The organism is [Clostridium] clostridioforme AGR2157, assembly GCF_000424325.1.
Taxonomy (GTDB): domain Bacteria; phylum Bacillota; class Clostridia; order Lachnospirales; family Lachnospiraceae; genus Enterocloster; species Enterocloster clostridioformis_A.
In genome coordinates this window covers 55542-72106 of record NZ_AUJR01000009.1, presented here as the reverse complement: position 1 = coordinate 72106, position 16565 = coordinate 55542, and the positions used below count along the sequence as shown (strand labels likewise).

Here is a 16565-nt window from a genome sequence, read left to right as displayed (position 1 = left end):
ACTCTTTATCAGCCACAAAGGGGGTAGTGGCCGGTTTCCCGGCTCCTAAGCCCCCTGTTTGTTTTATCCGGATTTACTTCCTTGGATTTATACTTCCTTGAAATCAGCGTCCACAACGTCATCACCGCCTGCTGCATTTCCAGCGCCGCCCATGTCAGGACCTGCCTGGCCTGCCGCACCGGAGGCCTGAGCCTGCTCATAAACCTTTGCAAACAGCTTCTGAGCGCTGTTCATCAGCTTCTCTCTGCCAGCCCTGATGTCCTCTACCTGCGCATCTGTCATCTCCTCAACCGGAGCGCGGTTGATGGCTTCCTTCAGTGTATTAAGGTCAGCCTCCACTTCTGCCTTATCGTTCGGAGCAATCTTATCCCCAACCTCTTCCAGGGCCTTCTCAGTCTGGAATACCATGGAGTCCGCATCGTTCCTTGCATCGATGGCTTCCTTGCGCTTCTTGTCCTGTGCCTCGTATTCAGCTGCTTCCTTCACTGCCTTATCAATATCATCGTCTGACATGTTGGATCCGGAAGTAATGGTGATGTGCTGCTCCTTGCCTGTTCCCAAATCCTTTGCGGATACATTTACGATACCGTTGGCATCAATGTCAAAGGTAACCTCAATCTGAGGAATGCCTCTTCTTGCCGGCGGAATTCCATCCAGACGAAACTGTCCCAGTGTCTTATTATCCCTTGCAAACTGGCGCTCGCCCTGTACCACATGGATATCCACTGCTGTCTGGTTGTCGGCTGCGGTTGAGAAAATCTGGCTCTTCTTGGTAGGAATGGTGGTATTCCTCTCAATCAGTCTGGTAGCCACGCCGCCCATGGTCTCGATGGACAGGGAAAGAGGTGTTACATCCAGAAGAAGTATGTCTCCTGCGCCTGCATCGCCGGCCAGCTTGCCGCCCTGGATGGCAGCGCCGATGGCAACGCACTCATCCGGGTTCAGGGACTTGCTTGGCTCCTTGCCTGTCAGCTGTTTTACCTTTTCCTGTGCAGCTATCATACGTGTGGAACCGCCTACTAACAGCACCTTGCCCAGCTCAGAAGCAGTGATGCCCGCATCCTTAAGCGCGTTCTGTACCGGGATGGCGGTGCGCTCTACCAGGTCGTGGGTCAGTTCGTCAAACTTAGCCCTGGTCAGGTTCATATCCAGATGCTTTGGTCCCTCGGCAGTTGCGGTGATGAAGGGCAGGTTGATATTGGTGGTGGTAGCTGTGGACAGCTCCTTCTTAGCCTTCTCAGCTGCTTCCTTCAGTCTCTGGAGAGCCATCTTGTCATTGGACAGGTCCACGCCCTCGGCCTTCTTGAACTCAGAAATCATCCAGTTTGTAATCGCATTGTCAAAATCATCGCCGCCCAGACGGGTGTCACCGTTGGTGGACAGAACCTCGATTACGCCGTCGCCGATTTCAATAATGGAAACATCAAAGGTACCGCCGCCTAAGTCGTATACCATGATCTTCTGCTCTTTTTCATTGTCAAGTCCGTAAGCCAGGGCTGCTGCCGTAGGCTCGTTGATGATACGCTTTACATCCAGGCCTGCAATCTTGCCTGCATCCTTGGTAGCCTGGCGCTGCGCGTCGTTAAAGTATGCCGGAACCGTGATGACTGCCTCTGTCACAGTCTCTCCCAGATAGCTCTCTGCGTCTGCTTTCAGCTTCTGCAAAATCATGGCTGAAATCTCCTGTGGAGTGTACTTCTTTCCGTCAATGTCTACCCTGTAGTCCGTGCCCATGTGACGCTTGATGGAAGAAATGGTCTTATCTGCGTTGGTAACTGCCTGACGCTTTGCAGGCTCGCCAATCAGCCTCTCTCCTGTCTTTGTGAATGCTACAACGGATGGTGTTGTCCTTACGCCTTCCGCGTTGGCAATAACAGTTGGTTTTCCGCCTTCCATAACAGCCACACAGCTGTTTGTCGTACCTAAGTCAATACCGATAATCTTGCTCATAGTCTTTTCCTCCTGATTATTTTTAGTGGGGTATATTTATGTTATTGGGTATGTCAATTTGCCACCTTTACCATACTGTGTCTGACCACGCTGTCCCTGTACATGTAACCCTTCTGCAATTCCTCAGCCACTATGTTCTCTCCCAGGCTTTCATCATCCACATGCATCACCGCGTTGTGGTAGTTGGGGTCAAACTCCTGACCTACTGCTTCAATGGCTTTCACGCCGGCTTCCTCCAGTGTTTTCCGGAACTGCTTATATATCTTCTCCATGCCCTCTGCAAGGGGTGTTCCCTTTGCGTCCTCAGGCACGGCCGCCAGGCCTCTCTCAAAATTGTCGATGACGGGAAGGATTCTCTCTATAATGTCCTTGGCCCCCATCTCATACATGGCGGACTTTTCCTTGTCTGTCCGCTTGCGGAAATTCTCAAATTCCGCCATCTGCCGCTTCACCCGGTCGGTGAGCTCCTCTATCTTTTCATCCCTGGGATCCTTTTTCTTCTTAAAGAATCCCTTTTTTTCTTCCTTTTCACCGGCAGGCTCCTGCTCTGCATCTTCCTCTGTTGCATCTTCCTCTGTTCCCTCCAGGGCACCTTCTTGTGTCTGTGCGGTATCAGGAGAAGCTTCTGTCTCCTTTGCCTCCCCGGTCCCAGCCTCAGAAGCCTGGTCTTTTCCCGCTTCCTGCTCTGTCTTCAGGGCCTCGTCTTCCTTTTTTAACTCTTCGTCTTTCATATCTTCACTCACAGCTTATCACCTTTCATCCTTTTTAAATGCTGTATCCAGCTGATTCATCAGATTGCGCAGGGTCCCAAGGACGTTTTCATAATCCATTCGCTTTGGCCCTATGATACCGATGGTTCCCCGCAGGCCTCCTCCCAAATCATAATTGGCAGTGACCACACTGCAGTCCTTCATGGACTGCACCGGGCTCTCGTCACCGATATAAACCTGAATGCCCGCTTCTTCCTCTGTGCCGGAATTGACTTCCGCCACAAATTCCTGCAGCACTTCTTTATGTTCCAGTGTATCAATGAGCCGGCTGGCTTTGTCGCCGTCCGATAGCTCAGGGTACTTGAAAATGTTGGTGGCTCCGCTGGTATAAATCTGCAGGTCCTCTTCCCCTGCCTTGATGGCCTCCGCCACCTCGTTCAGGACCAGGTCCACCACCTGGCTGTGAATGCCTGCATCGCCCTTCAGCTTGCTGATGACATCCAGGTTGATTTCCTCTATGGTCAGCCCGTTCAGGCTGCTGTTAAGCTGGATGTTCAGGTTAAGGAGCTCCTCGTCACTGAGATTATCCGTAATATCAATCATGGTGTTCTTAATGATATTGCCTTCCACCACCACAACCACCAAAAGCTTATGCTTCTCCATCTTTGAAAGCTGGATGAACTTAAGCTTTGTCTTGTGATAACTGGGGCCGCTGATCATGGCCGCATAGTTGGTATTGGCAGCCAGCGCCTGGGCCATCTTCTTAAGGACCAGTTCCAGCTTATCGACCTTCTGGACCATCATCTCCTTAAACTCAGTTACCTCGCTCTCCTTATCCAGCATAATCTGGTCCACATAGAACCGGTACCCTTTATCGGAAGGAATCCGCCCCGCCGAGGTATGGGGCTGTATGATATACCCCATCTCTTCCAGGTCTGACATCTCATTGCGGATGGTGGCAGAGCTGAGCTTAAGGTTTGAATACTTGGAAATAGTCCTGGAGCCCACCGGCTCTCCGGTTTCCAGATATGTCTTGATGATGGCCTTTAATATAGTGACCTTCCTGTCATCCAGGAGCGCATCCAATGGCATCTGCCCACCTTCCTTTCTTCAATTATTAGCACTCGACGTTTAGGAGTGCTAACATCTACATTCCATAATATATTCCTTCTGGAGTCATTTGTCAAGAGATAAATCCAAATTCTTTTCATATTATTTGTGTCTTCCCTTCTCCCGCCGGCACATCATGTGCCAATTCCCTTTCATATCAACTAGATAATGGATTTCTCCCTCCACTTTTTACATAAATATTTCAATTTTACGGCTTTTACTCTCCACTTTTTATACTCTTGTAACACTTGCTTAATTATTTTAACTTGACAAGTAACATTTTTGTAATATAATGAAGATACAACTTTATAGGACATATAAAACCATAACAATGTCATAAGATTGCGAGGTCGTTATATGCATTACTTTAAGAAAACCCTTCTGGCCGCAGCCATGGCTGCATTCAGCCTCACGGTGGCCTTTCCGGCATTTGCCGACGAGCCCGTGGGAACGGATGTGACTGTAGTGGAGGCCGGTACATCAGATACGTCTGAGGACTCAGCCCAGAATGTCCGGGAGACTCAGGAAACCTCCGGTTCCCGGGAATCCAAAGGCCACAAAGCCTCTGTTATTGATGAAGAAGAATATACAGCCCAGGGACCAGGTGTCCAAAAGGAGGAGAAGGAGGTAGCTCCGGCCCCCATGGAGACATCCCTTGGACGGTTTACCATTACAGGATACTGCGGCTGCGAACAGTGCTCCGGGGGTCATAACCTTACCTATTCCGGCACGGTTCCCACCCCAAACCACACCATTTCCGCTGATTTAAATTATTTTCCGCTTGGCACTAAGCTGAAAATCGACGGAATCGTCTACACAGTGGAGGACAAAGGCTCTTCTGTAAACGGTAATATTCTCGATATTTTTTACGGCTCCCACCAGGAAGCCCTGACCAAAGGTACATACACTGCAGAGGTATTTTTAGTGCAGGATTGATTCATGATGTGAGGAAAAAACTACCAGGCATATAAGCCTGGTAATTTTTTGCCCTTCTCCGGAATGTGGTTCTTGGGGCAGAAATTTTTACCAAAATTCTATCATATTTAGATGGAAATGGTGCTATTTCCATATTTTCCCTTGACAAGGCAAAGAAAATATGGTAAAAACTTGTTTATTGCTCATATATTACAAAAGTATTACATATTATTTATTAATGTGTTAAGAATCTTTTTCTAATTATTACTTGAGCAATAGGAGGTATTACACCATGAAATTAAGACACATACTGACCGGAGCCATCCTTACCGTCAGCCTGCTTGCGGCCACTGCCATCACAGCCCTTGCAGCAGCGCCAAAGGGAAGGTTCGAAACAGTGAACAGCACCACCATCAGCGGTTGGGCTTACAACAGCAGTACACCTGATGATGCGCTTAATGTACGGATATCCATTAAAGATAAGAATACAGGTGAGGAAGTTTTCTCTCAGAGAATGACAGCCGGGGAATACAGCGACGAGCTTTATGGCAGCGGCAAGGGCAATGGCTGTCACGCCTTTACCCTCAACATGGACTGGAGCACCCTGCCCGATGGCATCTATCTGGTAGAAGGCTATGTGGGAGACAGTGATTTCTCCAACCCCAGGACCTACACCAACGGCAATCCCGATGCCAGGCAGGAAGCCCCTGCTGCCGAGGCCCAGAACCTGGTTCCCCTGGGCGTATTCAAGACAACGGGCTATTGTCCATGCAGGGCCTGTTCCGAGGGCTGGGGACGCCACACCTACACCGGCGCGGTGGCCACTGCCGGCCACACCATTGCCGTGGACCCGCGGGTAATTCCCTATGGTTCCAAGGTGATGATTAACGGCGTGGTCTACACGGCGGAGGACCGCGGCGGAGCCGTCAGAGGCAATCACATCGACATCTTCTTCAACACCCATGCCGAGACACGCCAGCACGGCACTCAGAACGCAGAGGTCTACCTGGTCCAGTCATAAGGCACGCTTTTTACGGAAAGCAAGATTTACGGAAAGCAAAAGAACAACCCGGCAAGGGCCTTTAAAGGCTTTTTCCAGGTTGTTCTTTTTATTTTCAAACAGGCTCTAGCTCTCATTGCACTCCCGAAGCTCCGTCCCATGGTAGAAAAAGTCTAATATCTGCTTGTAGTCCTTTCCCGTCTTTGCCATGCCCTGGGCCCCGTTCTGGCTCATGCCCACGCCATGACCAAAGCCGCCTCCATATATATGGAAGGAAACGCTTCCGTCCTCCCCCGTCCTCTTCTCAATGGCGATAAAGGCGCTGGGAAGAGTGGCGCTTCCGGTCATGGTGCCCCCGTCCTTCTTGGTGATAATCAGGGACGGATTTCCCAGTGCAGAGCGGATGGCGGACTGTCCTTTGATTGTAACGGTACCGTCAGTGCCTGTGACTGAGAGCTCGCCCGCTATGCCCCCCGGTCCTCTGTCTGTTATGGTCATATCCTGTATCTGGCCCGCCCCGTTAATCTGAGCGGAAGCCACGTCGGCCGGAAGGTCTGTCTGCCAGCGGAACATGGGATAGGAGGTGTCATAGGCAATCACATCCTCCCTCTTGATATAGGCTTCAAAGCCATCGTTGTCTTCCTCTCCCAGGCTCTTTCCTCCCTCCTTTACCTCTACTGCCCTCAGATAGGGATATTTTCCGCTGTCGGTTCCCCATACGCCCGCATCCGTCGTACGGCCGCAGGAGGTGGAGAAATAAAACGCCTCAATAGGTTTATCCTCATAGAACAGCATCTTTCCGTAAGTCTCCTTTACGGCCTGGGTGGACTTATCATTGGCCGGGGTATTATTATAGACCTGGAAATTCGTGCTGTCATCCACATGGGCGCCATACTGGCTGTAGGTATTTCCCTGGATCTGCCGGTAGGCATAGGTCCTGGCACACACGGCCTGGGCCTTCAGGGCCTCCTTTTCATAGGACGGAGGCATCTCGCTGGGCACTACCTTTGTCAGGTAATCCTCCAGATACAAATCATTGACCAGAACCAGTCCCTCCGGCGTTCCCTTGATTTCCAGGCTCCCGCTGTAAACCGGCATGCCCTGGCTCCGCTCAATGGAGCAGATGGTGATTGCCTCCGGCTCATCCGGCGTGATGATCATGCGTCCATACTCCAGATAAGGGCTGTCGGGACCAACCGTAAGCTGCGTGCCTGCCTCCAGGCGCTCTCCCACCATCTTTCCCTTGGCATTCTCATATTCCAAATCAGCACCGCTTCCCAGCACCAGGTCCGCGGATGCATGGAACACACTCTTAAAGCCTGTGTCCATCAAAAGGACGCGGATGGTCTTGGCATCAAATTCCCGCTCCAAAAGGGCTGCGCACAGTTTTCCATCCGCCGCCACAAATTCCTGAAGGTTATAGCCCACCAGTATGTCCGACGCCTTCAGCACCTTAAAATCCCCGTATACCTTATATACATGGAAATTGGGAGCCAGAGGAATCTCCCCATAGCCTTCTATCTCAATGGCATTCTCTGTCACGGACAGCACCTTACCGCTTAGCCGGTCCCTTTTCATGGTTATCTTGACCAGCTTGCCGTCCTCCATGTGAAGGTCGGCCAGATTCCCGGCCATCCCGTCTTCCCCGCCAAGTTCGGCGCTCACCGGGAACTCCCGGTAGGCCGTACCCAGATACGCCTTAAAATGCCTGCCGTCACTTTCAGCCAGCCAGACATTCTCATAGACCACGTTCCTGGACACGAGACTGGATGTTATCATCTCCCCGCCCCTGGCCAGAAACCGTATCTCACAGTCCAGGAACGCGTCCAGGGCAAGCCCCTGGAACCCGAAGTTGCCAACTGTGGTATAGGCAGTCCAGCTCTCAGCATGGTCAAGATTGGACGGGGTGCCGTAGAGCACGGCCTCCATCTCCTCCACCTTTCCCTCCGGGTCAGTCTCCTTCAGGATGGAATCGTACAGTTTCCACCAGTCCTCTTCCGGAAATGCCTGGTCTCTGTTGTTTCTGGTGGAACCGGCCTGAAGCTTCAGCTTGCCGGACACCTGACCGGCCATGTACGAAGCCTCTGCGTATGTAAGATATCCCTGGGCCGCGGCCAGGGAAGCAGGTGTAAGCTCCGGGTCCAGATAGCCCTCATCATAGAGATAATCCATATATTTGACAAACCAGTTGTCCTTTTCCTTCGCAGAAAAATGGGAGGTTCCCCGTTCCTCTGCCCTCTTTTCACACTCTTCCTTGTCCGTAAGGGCCAGAGCCATGGCCTTCATTGCCTGTGCCCTTATGATTCCGTCCCTGGGCGGCTCCATCTTCACGATTATAACCATCAGTGTGACCACTACCAGTATCACGCCGCTTACCCATGCAATCATCCTGTTCTTCATATTAGGTCCAGCTCCTGTAAACGAAGTAAAGCAGCGGGGTAACCGCTGCTTTTATCATGTGTAACCCCAGAATGCCGTCTCTTACTTATTGACGCCTAGCAATGCTAGGTGGGCAACCTCACTTAAACATCTGCCTTCCACTCGATGGAGGCCTGACATCCGCTTAAAAATATTGGAATCCCTTTTGTCTAATGTAGGTTCAAAATTGGTAAGAGTATCGAACACCCCAGGAAATTACAGTTCCACTTCTTTTATCTGGTGTTATTATACCCCAAAGACTTGGGTTTTTCAAGTTGATTTTTCTGAACATTTATGAAATTTTTTCCTCAATGGTCCCTCTTTCCACACCTGCGTCAGAAATCCTTGCAAATATAAGGGGCTCCGGTTCCGTCTTCTGTTTTCCCAGGGTGCAGGAGGCCAGGAATTTTTCCATTGCCGGTTCAAAAAATTCCTCATGAGAGGCGTAAAGGACTGCCATGGTCTCTCCTGCTTCCACACGGTCCCCATACTTTTTCCTCAGAAGGATGCCTGCGCTGTAATCAATGGTATCCTCCTTCTTACTCCTGCCCGCTCCCAGCATCACGGATGCCACTCCGATTCCCTCTGTATCCATATGGGTGATGAAGCCTGCCTCAGGAGTCTTCACCTCCCGGCTCAGGGGTGCCTTTGCAAAAAGCCCCGGATTCTCCACGTAACGGCCATCCCCGCCCTGGCTCTCAACCATGGATTTAAGGCACTTAAGGGCGCTTCCATCCTCCATGGCGCCCTCGGCAAGCTTCCTGCACTGCTCCATATCCCCCTTACCTGCCATGTGAAGCATATTTGCAGCCAGTTCCAGGGATACACAGGTCAAATCCTCTGGTCCATGGCCCCTCAGGGTCTCAATGGCTTCCTCCATCTCCAGGGAATTACCAATGGCATGGCCCAGGGGTACGTCCATATTGGTTATGAGGGCACAGCAGCGCCGTCCGGCCAAGGTTCCGATGGAAACCATCTCCCGGGCCAGGCTGATGGAATCCTCCAGGGATTTCATGAAGGCGCCGCTTCCCGTCTTTACATCCAGGACAATGCAGTCGCTTCCGGCCGCCAGTTTTTTGCTCATGATGGATGAGGCGATAAGGGGAATGCTGTCCACGGTGGCCGTCACATCCCTCAGGGCATAAAGCTTTTTATCCGCCGGAACCATGTTGCCTGACTGGCCGATAAGGGCCAGGCCGTTTTCATTGACAATGCGGAAGAATTCTTCCCTTGGTATGGCAGTCTTAAACCCGGGAATGCTCTCCAGCTTATCCACGGTCCCGCCGGTGTGCCCCAGGCCCCGTCCGCTCATCTTGGCCACCTTGACGCCGCAGGCAGCCACAATGGGGCCTGTCACCAGGGTTGTCTTATCCCCCACGCCGCCGGTGCTGTGTTTATCCGCCTTGATTCCCTCAATAGGCGACAAATCCACCATGTCCCCGGAATGCGCCATCTCCAGGGTCAGGTCTGTTATCTCCCGGTCATCCATGCCCCTAAAATAAATGGCCATCAGCATGGCCGACATCTGATAATCGGGAATATCTCCGGCCACAAATCCACGCACCATATAGGCAATCTCCTCCGTGGAAAGGGAGCTGCCCCGCTTCTTCTTTTCGATCAGGTCATACATTCTCATATCACGCACCTCCCAAATGGTCCGGTCCAAAGCTCTCCGGAAGCAGCTGGGCAAGGGTATATTCCCTGTATTCCTCCACGCTTTTAGCCAGAATAATGCAAAATGAATCCGGATTACAGAACTCCCGCATGACCTGCCGGCACACGCCGCAGGGCGGACAGTAATCCCCGGCCTTTCCGCCGGGGCCTCCGCATACGACAATGGCCTCAAATTCCCTCTCGCCCTCGCTCACTGCCTTTGCAAAGGCGCACCGCTCCGCGCAGATGCCGGGACTGTAGGCTGCATTCTCAATGTTGTTGCCTGTGTACACCTTCCCATCCCTGCAAAGCAGGGCTGCCGATACATGAAAATGGGAATAAGGTGCATAGGAGCGCCCAAGACCGTCCAGGGCTGTCTGTATCAATGTTTCTCTCTTCAAATTACCCCTCCTTCTGCCCGGACCAGCCGGACCCCCGGACGCTTCCGGCGGTCCGGTCCCTGGCCGGATATTCTCTTTCCATTATAATATAAGACAAGCGCTTAAACAAGGGAAACAAACCGCCCCTCCACATAGCTTCTCAAATCCTCCGGGGACAGGGTGACCTGTACGCCTCTCTGTCCCGCGCTGACCATGACGGTGTCGTAAAGCTGAGCCATTTCTTCTATATAAGTAGGGAAATGCTTCTTCATGCCGATGGGGGAACACCCGCCGCGGATGTAGCCGGTGATTCCCAGCATATCCTTTACATGAATCATCTCCACCTTTTTCTCCCCCGCAGCCCTGGCAGCCTTCTTAAGGTCCAGCTCCTCATCCACAGGAATGCAGCACACCAGATATCCCTTTTTCTCTCCCTTCAGCACCAGGGTCTTATACATCCGGTCGTGGTCCACCCCCATAAGGTCAGCGGCGTGGCTGCCGGATAGGTCGTTTTCATCCACTTCATAGGTACCTGTTTCATACGCTATATTAGCCGCGTCCAACAGACGCATCACATTTGTCTTAACCATATCAAACACTCCTTTTCACCGGCCCGCGTTTTCCCTCCGGACCATGCTTCAGGAATATCATACTCTTTTTTCCACTGCCCGTCAATCAATCCCGACAGGCAGAACAGCGTCCCCAAAAAGCCTTCAAAAGAAAGCGGCATGGAGTATTCACAAAATAATATTATACGGTTATAATGGGAAATAAATACGCAAAGGACAGGAAAGGAAAACTCATATATGGAAAAGAATGATATCATCATCATACACGGAACCGATTACAAGAACATGGCCAAGCGGGTCCTGGAACAGGCCGGCGTGGCGGCAGACATCGGTGATTTAAATAAAAAGGTGGCATTAAAGCCCAATCTGGTGACTGCCAAGGCGCCCTCCAGCGGAGCCACCACCCACGGTGAGCTGCTGGCAGGTGTCATAGAATACCTCCAGGAACACGGCTTTCAAAACATCACAATCATGGAGGGTTCCTGGGTTGGCGACCACACGGAAGACGCCTTCCAGGCCGCAGGATACCATCAGGTGTGCAGGCGATATGGCGTCCCCTTCGTGGACCTGCAGCGTGATACCTGGAAGGAATACGATGCCGGAGGAATGAAAATTAAGCTGTGCGACAAGGCAGCTGCGGTGGATTACATGATTAACATGCCTGTGCTGAAGGGCCACTGCCAGACCACTGTGACCTGCGCCCTGAAAAACAACAAGGGCGTGATTCCCAACTCGGAAAAACGCCGCTTCCACACCCTGGGGCTTCACAAGCCCATTGCCCACCTAAATACCATTGCCCGCAATGACTTCATCCTGGTGGACAATATCTGCGGTGATTTGGATTTTGAGGAGGGAGGCAATCCCGTGGTCATGAACCGTGTGCTGGGCTTTAAAGACCCGGTGCTCTGCGATGCCTTCGTATGTGACTGCATGGGTTACTCAGTGGACGACGTGCCATACATAACCATGGCCAGGAACCTGGGTGTGGGAAGCACGGACACGGCCCGCGCCAACATGATTTATCTGAACAAGGCAACGGAGGCCGACAGCAAATTCCGCATGACCAGGCGCGTACAGCACCTGGCTGCCTACACGGCACCGGAAGATGCGTGCAGCGCCTGCTACGGCTCCCTTATATACGCCCTGGACCGTCTGAACGATATGGGATATCTGAGGAAGGGCCTGCCTCCTGTATGCATCGGCCAGGGCTACAAGGGACAGGAGGGCGCCATCGGCGTGGGCCAATGTACCTCCTGCTTCGCCAAAACTATGGGCGGCTGTCCGCCTAAGGCAGCGGATATCGTAGACTTTTTGAGCAATCAAACGGAGGCCGACAGCAAATTCCGCATGACCAGGCGCGTACAGCACCTGGCTGCCTACACGGCACCGGAAGATGCGTGCAGCGCCTGCTACGGCTCCCTTATATACGCCCTGGACCGTCTGAACGATATGGGATATCTGAGGAAGGGCCTGCCTCCTGTATGCATCGGCCAGGGCTACAAGGGACAGGAGGGCGCCATCGGCGTGGGCCAATGTACCTCCTGCTTCGCCAAAACTATGGGCGGCTGTCCGCCTAAGGCAGCGGATATCGTAGACTTTTTGAGCAATCAATGGAAATAGGCCGGGCCTGTTTTCCGACCGCGCCTCAGAATCCCGTTCCCTTAAAGCCCCCGCTCCCTGAGCCAGGCCATGATATGGGCCCCATATGCCTTTTCCTTCTTAAGAAGGGTAAAATGGTCCGCTCCCTTGACAAACACCACCTTTGAATCGGGAATCTGTTCCCCCATCCACAGGGAGTGGCGGGGGCGGATCATATCCCGGCGGCCCGTAAGAATCAGGACAGGCGCCTGGATACAGGACAGCTTCTCCTTGTCCAGCCTGGGCCATCTGGCCATAAGGCCGAACAGCTGGCGGCTTTTCACCGCCTTATCCCTGACGCCCCGCGGCAGCGGTATCTTCTCCAGACCGTGCCACAGGGCGTATTTTAATTTCACCTCCATCAGCGAGGCAGTGCTCATGCCTCTTGGCAGGGCATTTCCGCTGACTGCCACCACGGCGGACACACGTCCCGGATAACAGCTGGCTGTCTCCAGGGCCACGTTTGCCCCGTCGCTGAATCCCAGTATCACTGCCCTGGGCACATGGAGGAATTCCATGACCTGGACTACATCCGCCGCCATATCCGGGATGGTCAGATCTCCCCTGGCAGCATCTCCCCTCATAAGAGAGGACCCATGGCCCCTGCTGTCCATGAGAATCACCCTGTAATACCGGCTCATAAGCTCTGACAGCCTGGCAAATATCTCGTGGCTCTCACCATTGCCGTGGAGCATGATGAGAGGCATCCCCTGCCCCATTTCCTTATAATAAAGGGAGGCAAAACTGTTGTCCACATATCCTTCCTTCATTGGCTCAGCCTCCTTCCTGTTGACCTTCACCATATCACACCTCCGGAAAAATGTAAATACAGGCACAGCCCGGCAGATAGAAGTCCTGCCGGGCTGTGAGCATACGGGTCTGTAAGACCCGCTCTTATCTTCTGTTAGTATTGGCTTTTTCCACGTGAATATTCTTTCCCTTAATCTTGGCATGGGTCATTGCCTTCAGCACATCATCGGCATAGCGTCCCGGCACATCCACGAAGGTATATCCGTCATACATGTCAATGCTTCCCACCATGCGCCCCGGAATTCCTGATTCTCCGGCAACTGCTCCCAGAATGTCTCCCGGGGTGATTCTCTGGGCCTTGCCGATGTTGATGAACAGTCTTGCCATCTTCTCATCCCCTTCGCCCAGCACGTAATCCACAGCAGCGCGGTCCGTCGCTCCCTTGCGGCGGTTTCCGTAGGAGCTGCGCTCACGGCCTCTGCCGCGGCTGCTTCCCCGTCCAAAGCTGTCCAGTTCATCGAGAGAACGGGCTGTCTCAAAGCTGTCGATAATGTCTTCGCTCTCGTCTCCCATGCTCATCTTGAGAAGGGCCGCGGCCAAATCCATGGAGGTATAATCCTCCTCCATAAGCTTCTTCTCAATGATGTTCACCATTTTGGTCAGGTCTGTGTCATTTAACACTTCCTGCACCTGGTCCAGAATCTTCTCCACCTTGATATCCGTGATATCATTTAAAGACGGAATGGCCTGGGGAATGATTTTAGTCTTGCAGTAACGCTGGATGTCCCTGAGCTTATAGACCTCCTTGCCCATAACAAGGCTGAATGCCTTTCCTTCCCTTCCCGCTCTGCCGGTACGGCCGATACGGTGCACGTAGTACTCGTCATCCTGGGGGATGTCATAGTTGAACACCGCTTCCACATCCCCTACATCTATGCCTCTCGCAGCCACATCCGTGGCAACCAGAATGTCGGTGCGGCCATTGCGGAAGCTGTCCATGACACGGTCACGCTGGACCTGCTTTAAATCCCCATGAAGGCCTTCCGCGAAATAGCCTCTTCCCTGGAGCTCCTGCACCAGGTCATCCACCTGACGCTTTGTATTGCAGAACACAATGGAAAGCTTCGGCGCATACATATCCAGCAGACGGCTCATAACCTCCACCTTGTTCTTCGGCTTAACCTCATAATAATACTGGGTCACCTTAGGCACGGTCAGCTCCTTCTTAATCACGCGGACCGTCACCGGGTCCTTCTGGAACTTCCTGGCAATCTCCGCAATGGCCTGGGGCATGGTGGCTGAGAACATCAGGGTCTGACGCTCCTGAGGCAGCTGACTTAAGATAGTCTCCATATCCTCCAGGAATCCCATGTTCAGCATCTCATCCGCTTCATCCAGCACTACAGTGAGAACATGGTCAGCCTTTATTGTCTTCCTTCTCATATGGTCCATGACACGGCCCGGGGTTCCCACGATGATCTGTGTTCCGTCCTTTAAGGAACGGATCTGCTTTACGATATCCTGGCCGCCGTATATAGGCAGCACCTTCACACCGTGTATGAACTTTGCAAAACGGCGCATCTCCTCCGCCACCTGGATGGCCAGCTCCCTGGTAGGAAGCAGCACGATGGCCTGAAGCTTCTTCACCTTCGGGTCCACCTTCTGAAGAAGAGGCAGACCGAAGGCGGCTGTCTTGCCTGTTCCGGTCTGTGCCTGGCCAATCATGTCCCGGCCTTCCATGGCTACCGGAATGGCCTGAGCCTGAATGGGTGATGCCTCCTCAAATCCCATCTCTGTGATGGCTCGGATAATCCGTTCGTCTAATTGTAACTCGTCAAACTTAACTGTCTCCATATAAAGTTCATATCCTTTCTTCCTCTGCCGTCCCATATAATAGAGCCTCCGGCAGGCCGCCTTGTGCATATCCCCTGACTCCGCTGCCACGCATCCGTCTGCCTTTTCCAGGACATTCCCCCCGGACCCTTAAGCAGGCCTTCCAAAGCCCCCGGCCAGATACCGCCGGCTACGCATAAGTCATACCATGCACCGCAATTTATTAGTTTCTTCGTGAAACGAAGTCCTCCACGCGAACAAAAAAACGAGGGATAAACAGGCACGTCTCGGGCCTTTCATCCTCTCGCTTCGTACGATTATTAACTATAACAGATATAAAAGTTAGTGTCAATGGAGGCTCTATAGATTTTTATCCTAATTTTAGGGCCGGTTCCCGTGAAAATGCCGGAATGAAGTGATTTTCACGGTACGGTCCTGCTTTTTTCATGAATTTGCCAGACATGCAGCAGATTAAAACAGCTATTTTCACACAATTTTACATCCAATTAAGGGCTTTGCGTATCTGCGGAAGCATTTTCCTGGTGTACTCATAGCCCCGTTCCATACATCCTCCCATCTGTTCAAAGGTCAGAAGACCTGCCTTGGGACTTAAGGGCGGCTTCAGCAGCAGCACCTCCCCTGTGGAAGCGCACTCCTTCAGGCGGCTGCTCATGATGGAAAAGGAGTGGGAAGCCACCTCCATGACGGAACGGTCCGAAGGGGCTTCGTAGTCCCCTCCGATGTCCACCGCCAGCACATCCCTGATACCGGCCGCCTGCAAAAGATTTACCGGCAGTATATCCGTGACGCCTCCGTCCACCAGAAGATACCGCCCCATCTTCCTGGGAGCGAATATGGCGGGCACACCGGCTCCGGCCATCATGGCTTCACACAGATATCCGTTCCACTCCCATGTCACATGCTCCATCTCCCGTACCTGGTCGCTGTTTGTAAAGCAGATGGTATTTCCGCTGACCAGGTCCACTGCCGGTATGACCAGCGTAAGCACAGTCTCATCCATATGCTTCCGGCCGGTCAGCTGAAAAAAATAGTCCAGCAGCTTATCTCCCTTAATAAGGCCGGACAGGCTTACGCCCTTTCCCGCCAGCAGCTGGGGCATGAATGCCAGCAGGCCGCTGTAATCCGGATCCAGATAATCACCTCCATGTTTCTCAAGGTGAAGCACTGCCTGCTCCATTTGGGACACGGGCATTCCGGAGGCAATAAGTCCTGCCACAATTCCCCCAGCACTGGCTCCGGCCACTGCATCAGGGCGCAGTCCCGCCTCCACAAGGGCTTTAAACACCCCCACATGGGCCGCTCCCCTGGTTCCGCCGCCTGCCAGTGCCAATCCATATCCCATAAAAAATCCCTCCGCCCTATCCCGTGTCAACGCCGTACCGGTAATAGGTACATATGCACTGGCACAGCCGGATATGACAGAGGGAAGCAATGAGGCTCAAGATGACGAAAATCACATGGCCTCCGCCCACCGGCACCCAGGGCGTGGAAACCTTAAGGCCCATCCGGCGGCAATATCCCAGACATTTGTCCCCCTTAAAAGCAGCTCTGCCTCATTCCGCCCGCACTCTGCTGCCCTGGAGCCGTATGCCAGCTTGCAACAGCTTTCTTCCGTCCT

General features: G+C 52.7%; 14 protein-coding genes and 1 other RNA gene. 3 read left to right on the top strand and 12 right to left on the bottom strand.

The annotated features are described in order from the left end of the window. Positions 1-87: 87 nt before the first annotated feature. From dnaK to hrcA, 3 genes are read right to left on the bottom strand one after another with little or no spacing between them, the layout of a single operon-like run. Complete coding sequence (dnaK, locus tag G614_RS0105540) at positions 88-1950, bottom strand: molecular chaperone DnaK (RefSeq protein WP_027641160.1); 1863 nt, start codon at positions 1948-1950, stop codon at positions 88-90. A gap of 53 nt (positions 1951-2003) precedes the next feature. After that, positions 2004-2681 carry a nucleotide exchange factor GrpE gene (grpE, locus tag G614_RS0105535; RefSeq protein WP_027641159.1) on the bottom strand — a complete coding sequence of 226 codons (678 nt, stop codon included), beginning with the start codon at positions 2679-2681 and terminating at the stop codon, positions 2004-2006. An 18-nt stretch (positions 2682-2699) separates the two neighbouring features. After that, positions 2700-3752, bottom strand: a complete 1053-nt coding sequence (gene hrcA, locus G614_RS0105530) for a heat-inducible transcriptional repressor HrcA (protein WP_027641158.1) — start codon at positions 3750-3752, stop codon at positions 2700-2702. Positions 3753-4127: 375 nt separating this feature from the next. On the opposite strand from hrcA, the gene G614_RS0105525 reads away from it, so the two are divergent. Continuing rightward, on the top strand, positions 4128-4706 hold the full coding sequence (locus G614_RS0105525) for a 3D domain-containing protein (protein WP_027641157.1): 579 nt from the start codon (positions 4128-4130) through the stop codon (positions 4704-4706). Between the two features lie 271 nt (positions 4707-4977). Then, positions 4978-5706 (top strand): 3D domain-containing protein, encoded by a 729-nt coding sequence (locus G614_RS0105520; protein ID WP_027641156.1) that lies wholly within the window; start codon positions 4978-4980, stop codon positions 5704-5706. A gap of 105 nt (positions 5707-5811) precedes the next feature. On the opposite strand, the gene G614_RS0105515 is transcribed toward G614_RS0105520, so the two are convergent. From G614_RS0105515 to ybaK, 5 genes are all read right to left on the bottom strand, one after another. Beyond that, a complete protein-coding gene (locus G614_RS0105515) occupies positions 5812-8085 on the bottom strand; it encodes a SpoIID/LytB domain-containing protein (protein ID WP_027641155.1) in 2274 nt (757 codons plus the stop codon). 59 nt (positions 8086-8144) lie between these two features. Further along, positions 8145-8321, bottom strand: a non-coding RNA gene (gene ssrS / locus G614_RS29725) — 6S RNA. Between the two features lie 74 nt (positions 8322-8395). Continuing rightward, positions 8396-9739: a pyrimidine-nucleoside phosphorylase gene (locus tag G614_RS0105510; protein ID WP_027641154.1), complete on the bottom strand. Its 1344-nt coding sequence runs from the start codon at positions 9737-9739 to the stop codon at positions 8396-8398. Position 9740: 1 nt separating this feature from the next. Continuing rightward, complete coding sequence (gene cdd, locus G614_RS0105505) at positions 9741-10157, bottom strand: cytidine deaminase (RefSeq protein WP_027641153.1); 417 nt, start codon at positions 10155-10157, stop codon at positions 9741-9743. A gap of 101 nt (positions 10158-10258) precedes the next feature. Continuing rightward, positions 10259-10726 carry a Cys-tRNA(Pro) deacylase gene (gene ybaK, locus G614_RS0105495; RefSeq protein WP_027641152.1) on the bottom strand — a complete coding sequence of 156 codons (468 nt, stop codon included), beginning with the start codon at positions 10724-10726 and terminating at the stop codon, positions 10259-10261. 216 nt (positions 10727-10942) lie between these two features. On the opposite strand from ybaK, the gene G614_RS26835 reads away from it, so the two are divergent. Next, positions 10943-12325, top strand: a complete 1383-nt coding sequence (locus G614_RS26835; protein ID WP_330366762.1) for a DUF362 domain-containing protein — start codon at positions 10943-10945, stop codon at positions 12323-12325. A gap of 41 nt (positions 12326-12366) precedes the next feature. Here the strand turns inward: G614_RS26835 and G614_RS0105485 are convergent, their stop codons facing one another. The 4 genes from G614_RS0105485 to G614_RS31700 form a co-directional block, all read right to left on the bottom strand. Beyond that, positions 12367-13146: an alpha/beta fold hydrolase gene (locus G614_RS0105485; protein ID WP_027641151.1), complete on the bottom strand. Its 780-nt coding sequence runs from the start codon at positions 13144-13146 to the stop codon at positions 12367-12369. 91 nt (positions 13147-13237) lie between these two features. After that, positions 13238-14947 carry a DEAD/DEAH box helicase gene (locus G614_RS0105480; RefSeq protein WP_027641150.1) on the bottom strand — a complete coding sequence of 570 codons (1710 nt, stop codon included), beginning with the start codon at positions 14945-14947 and terminating at the stop codon, positions 13238-13240. Positions 14948-15422: 475 nt separating this feature from the next. After that, a complete protein-coding gene (locus G614_RS0105475; protein WP_027641149.1) occupies positions 15423-16289 on the bottom strand; it encodes a patatin-like phospholipase family protein in 867 nt (288 codons plus the stop codon). A 16-nt stretch (positions 16290-16305) separates the two neighbouring features. Then, the gene (locus G614_RS31700) at positions 16306-16452 is read right to left on the bottom strand and encodes a hypothetical protein (protein ID WP_162142732.1); all 147 of its coding nucleotides are present in this window, start codon (positions 16450-16452) and stop codon (positions 16306-16308) included. Positions 16453-16565: the final 113 nt, after the last annotated feature.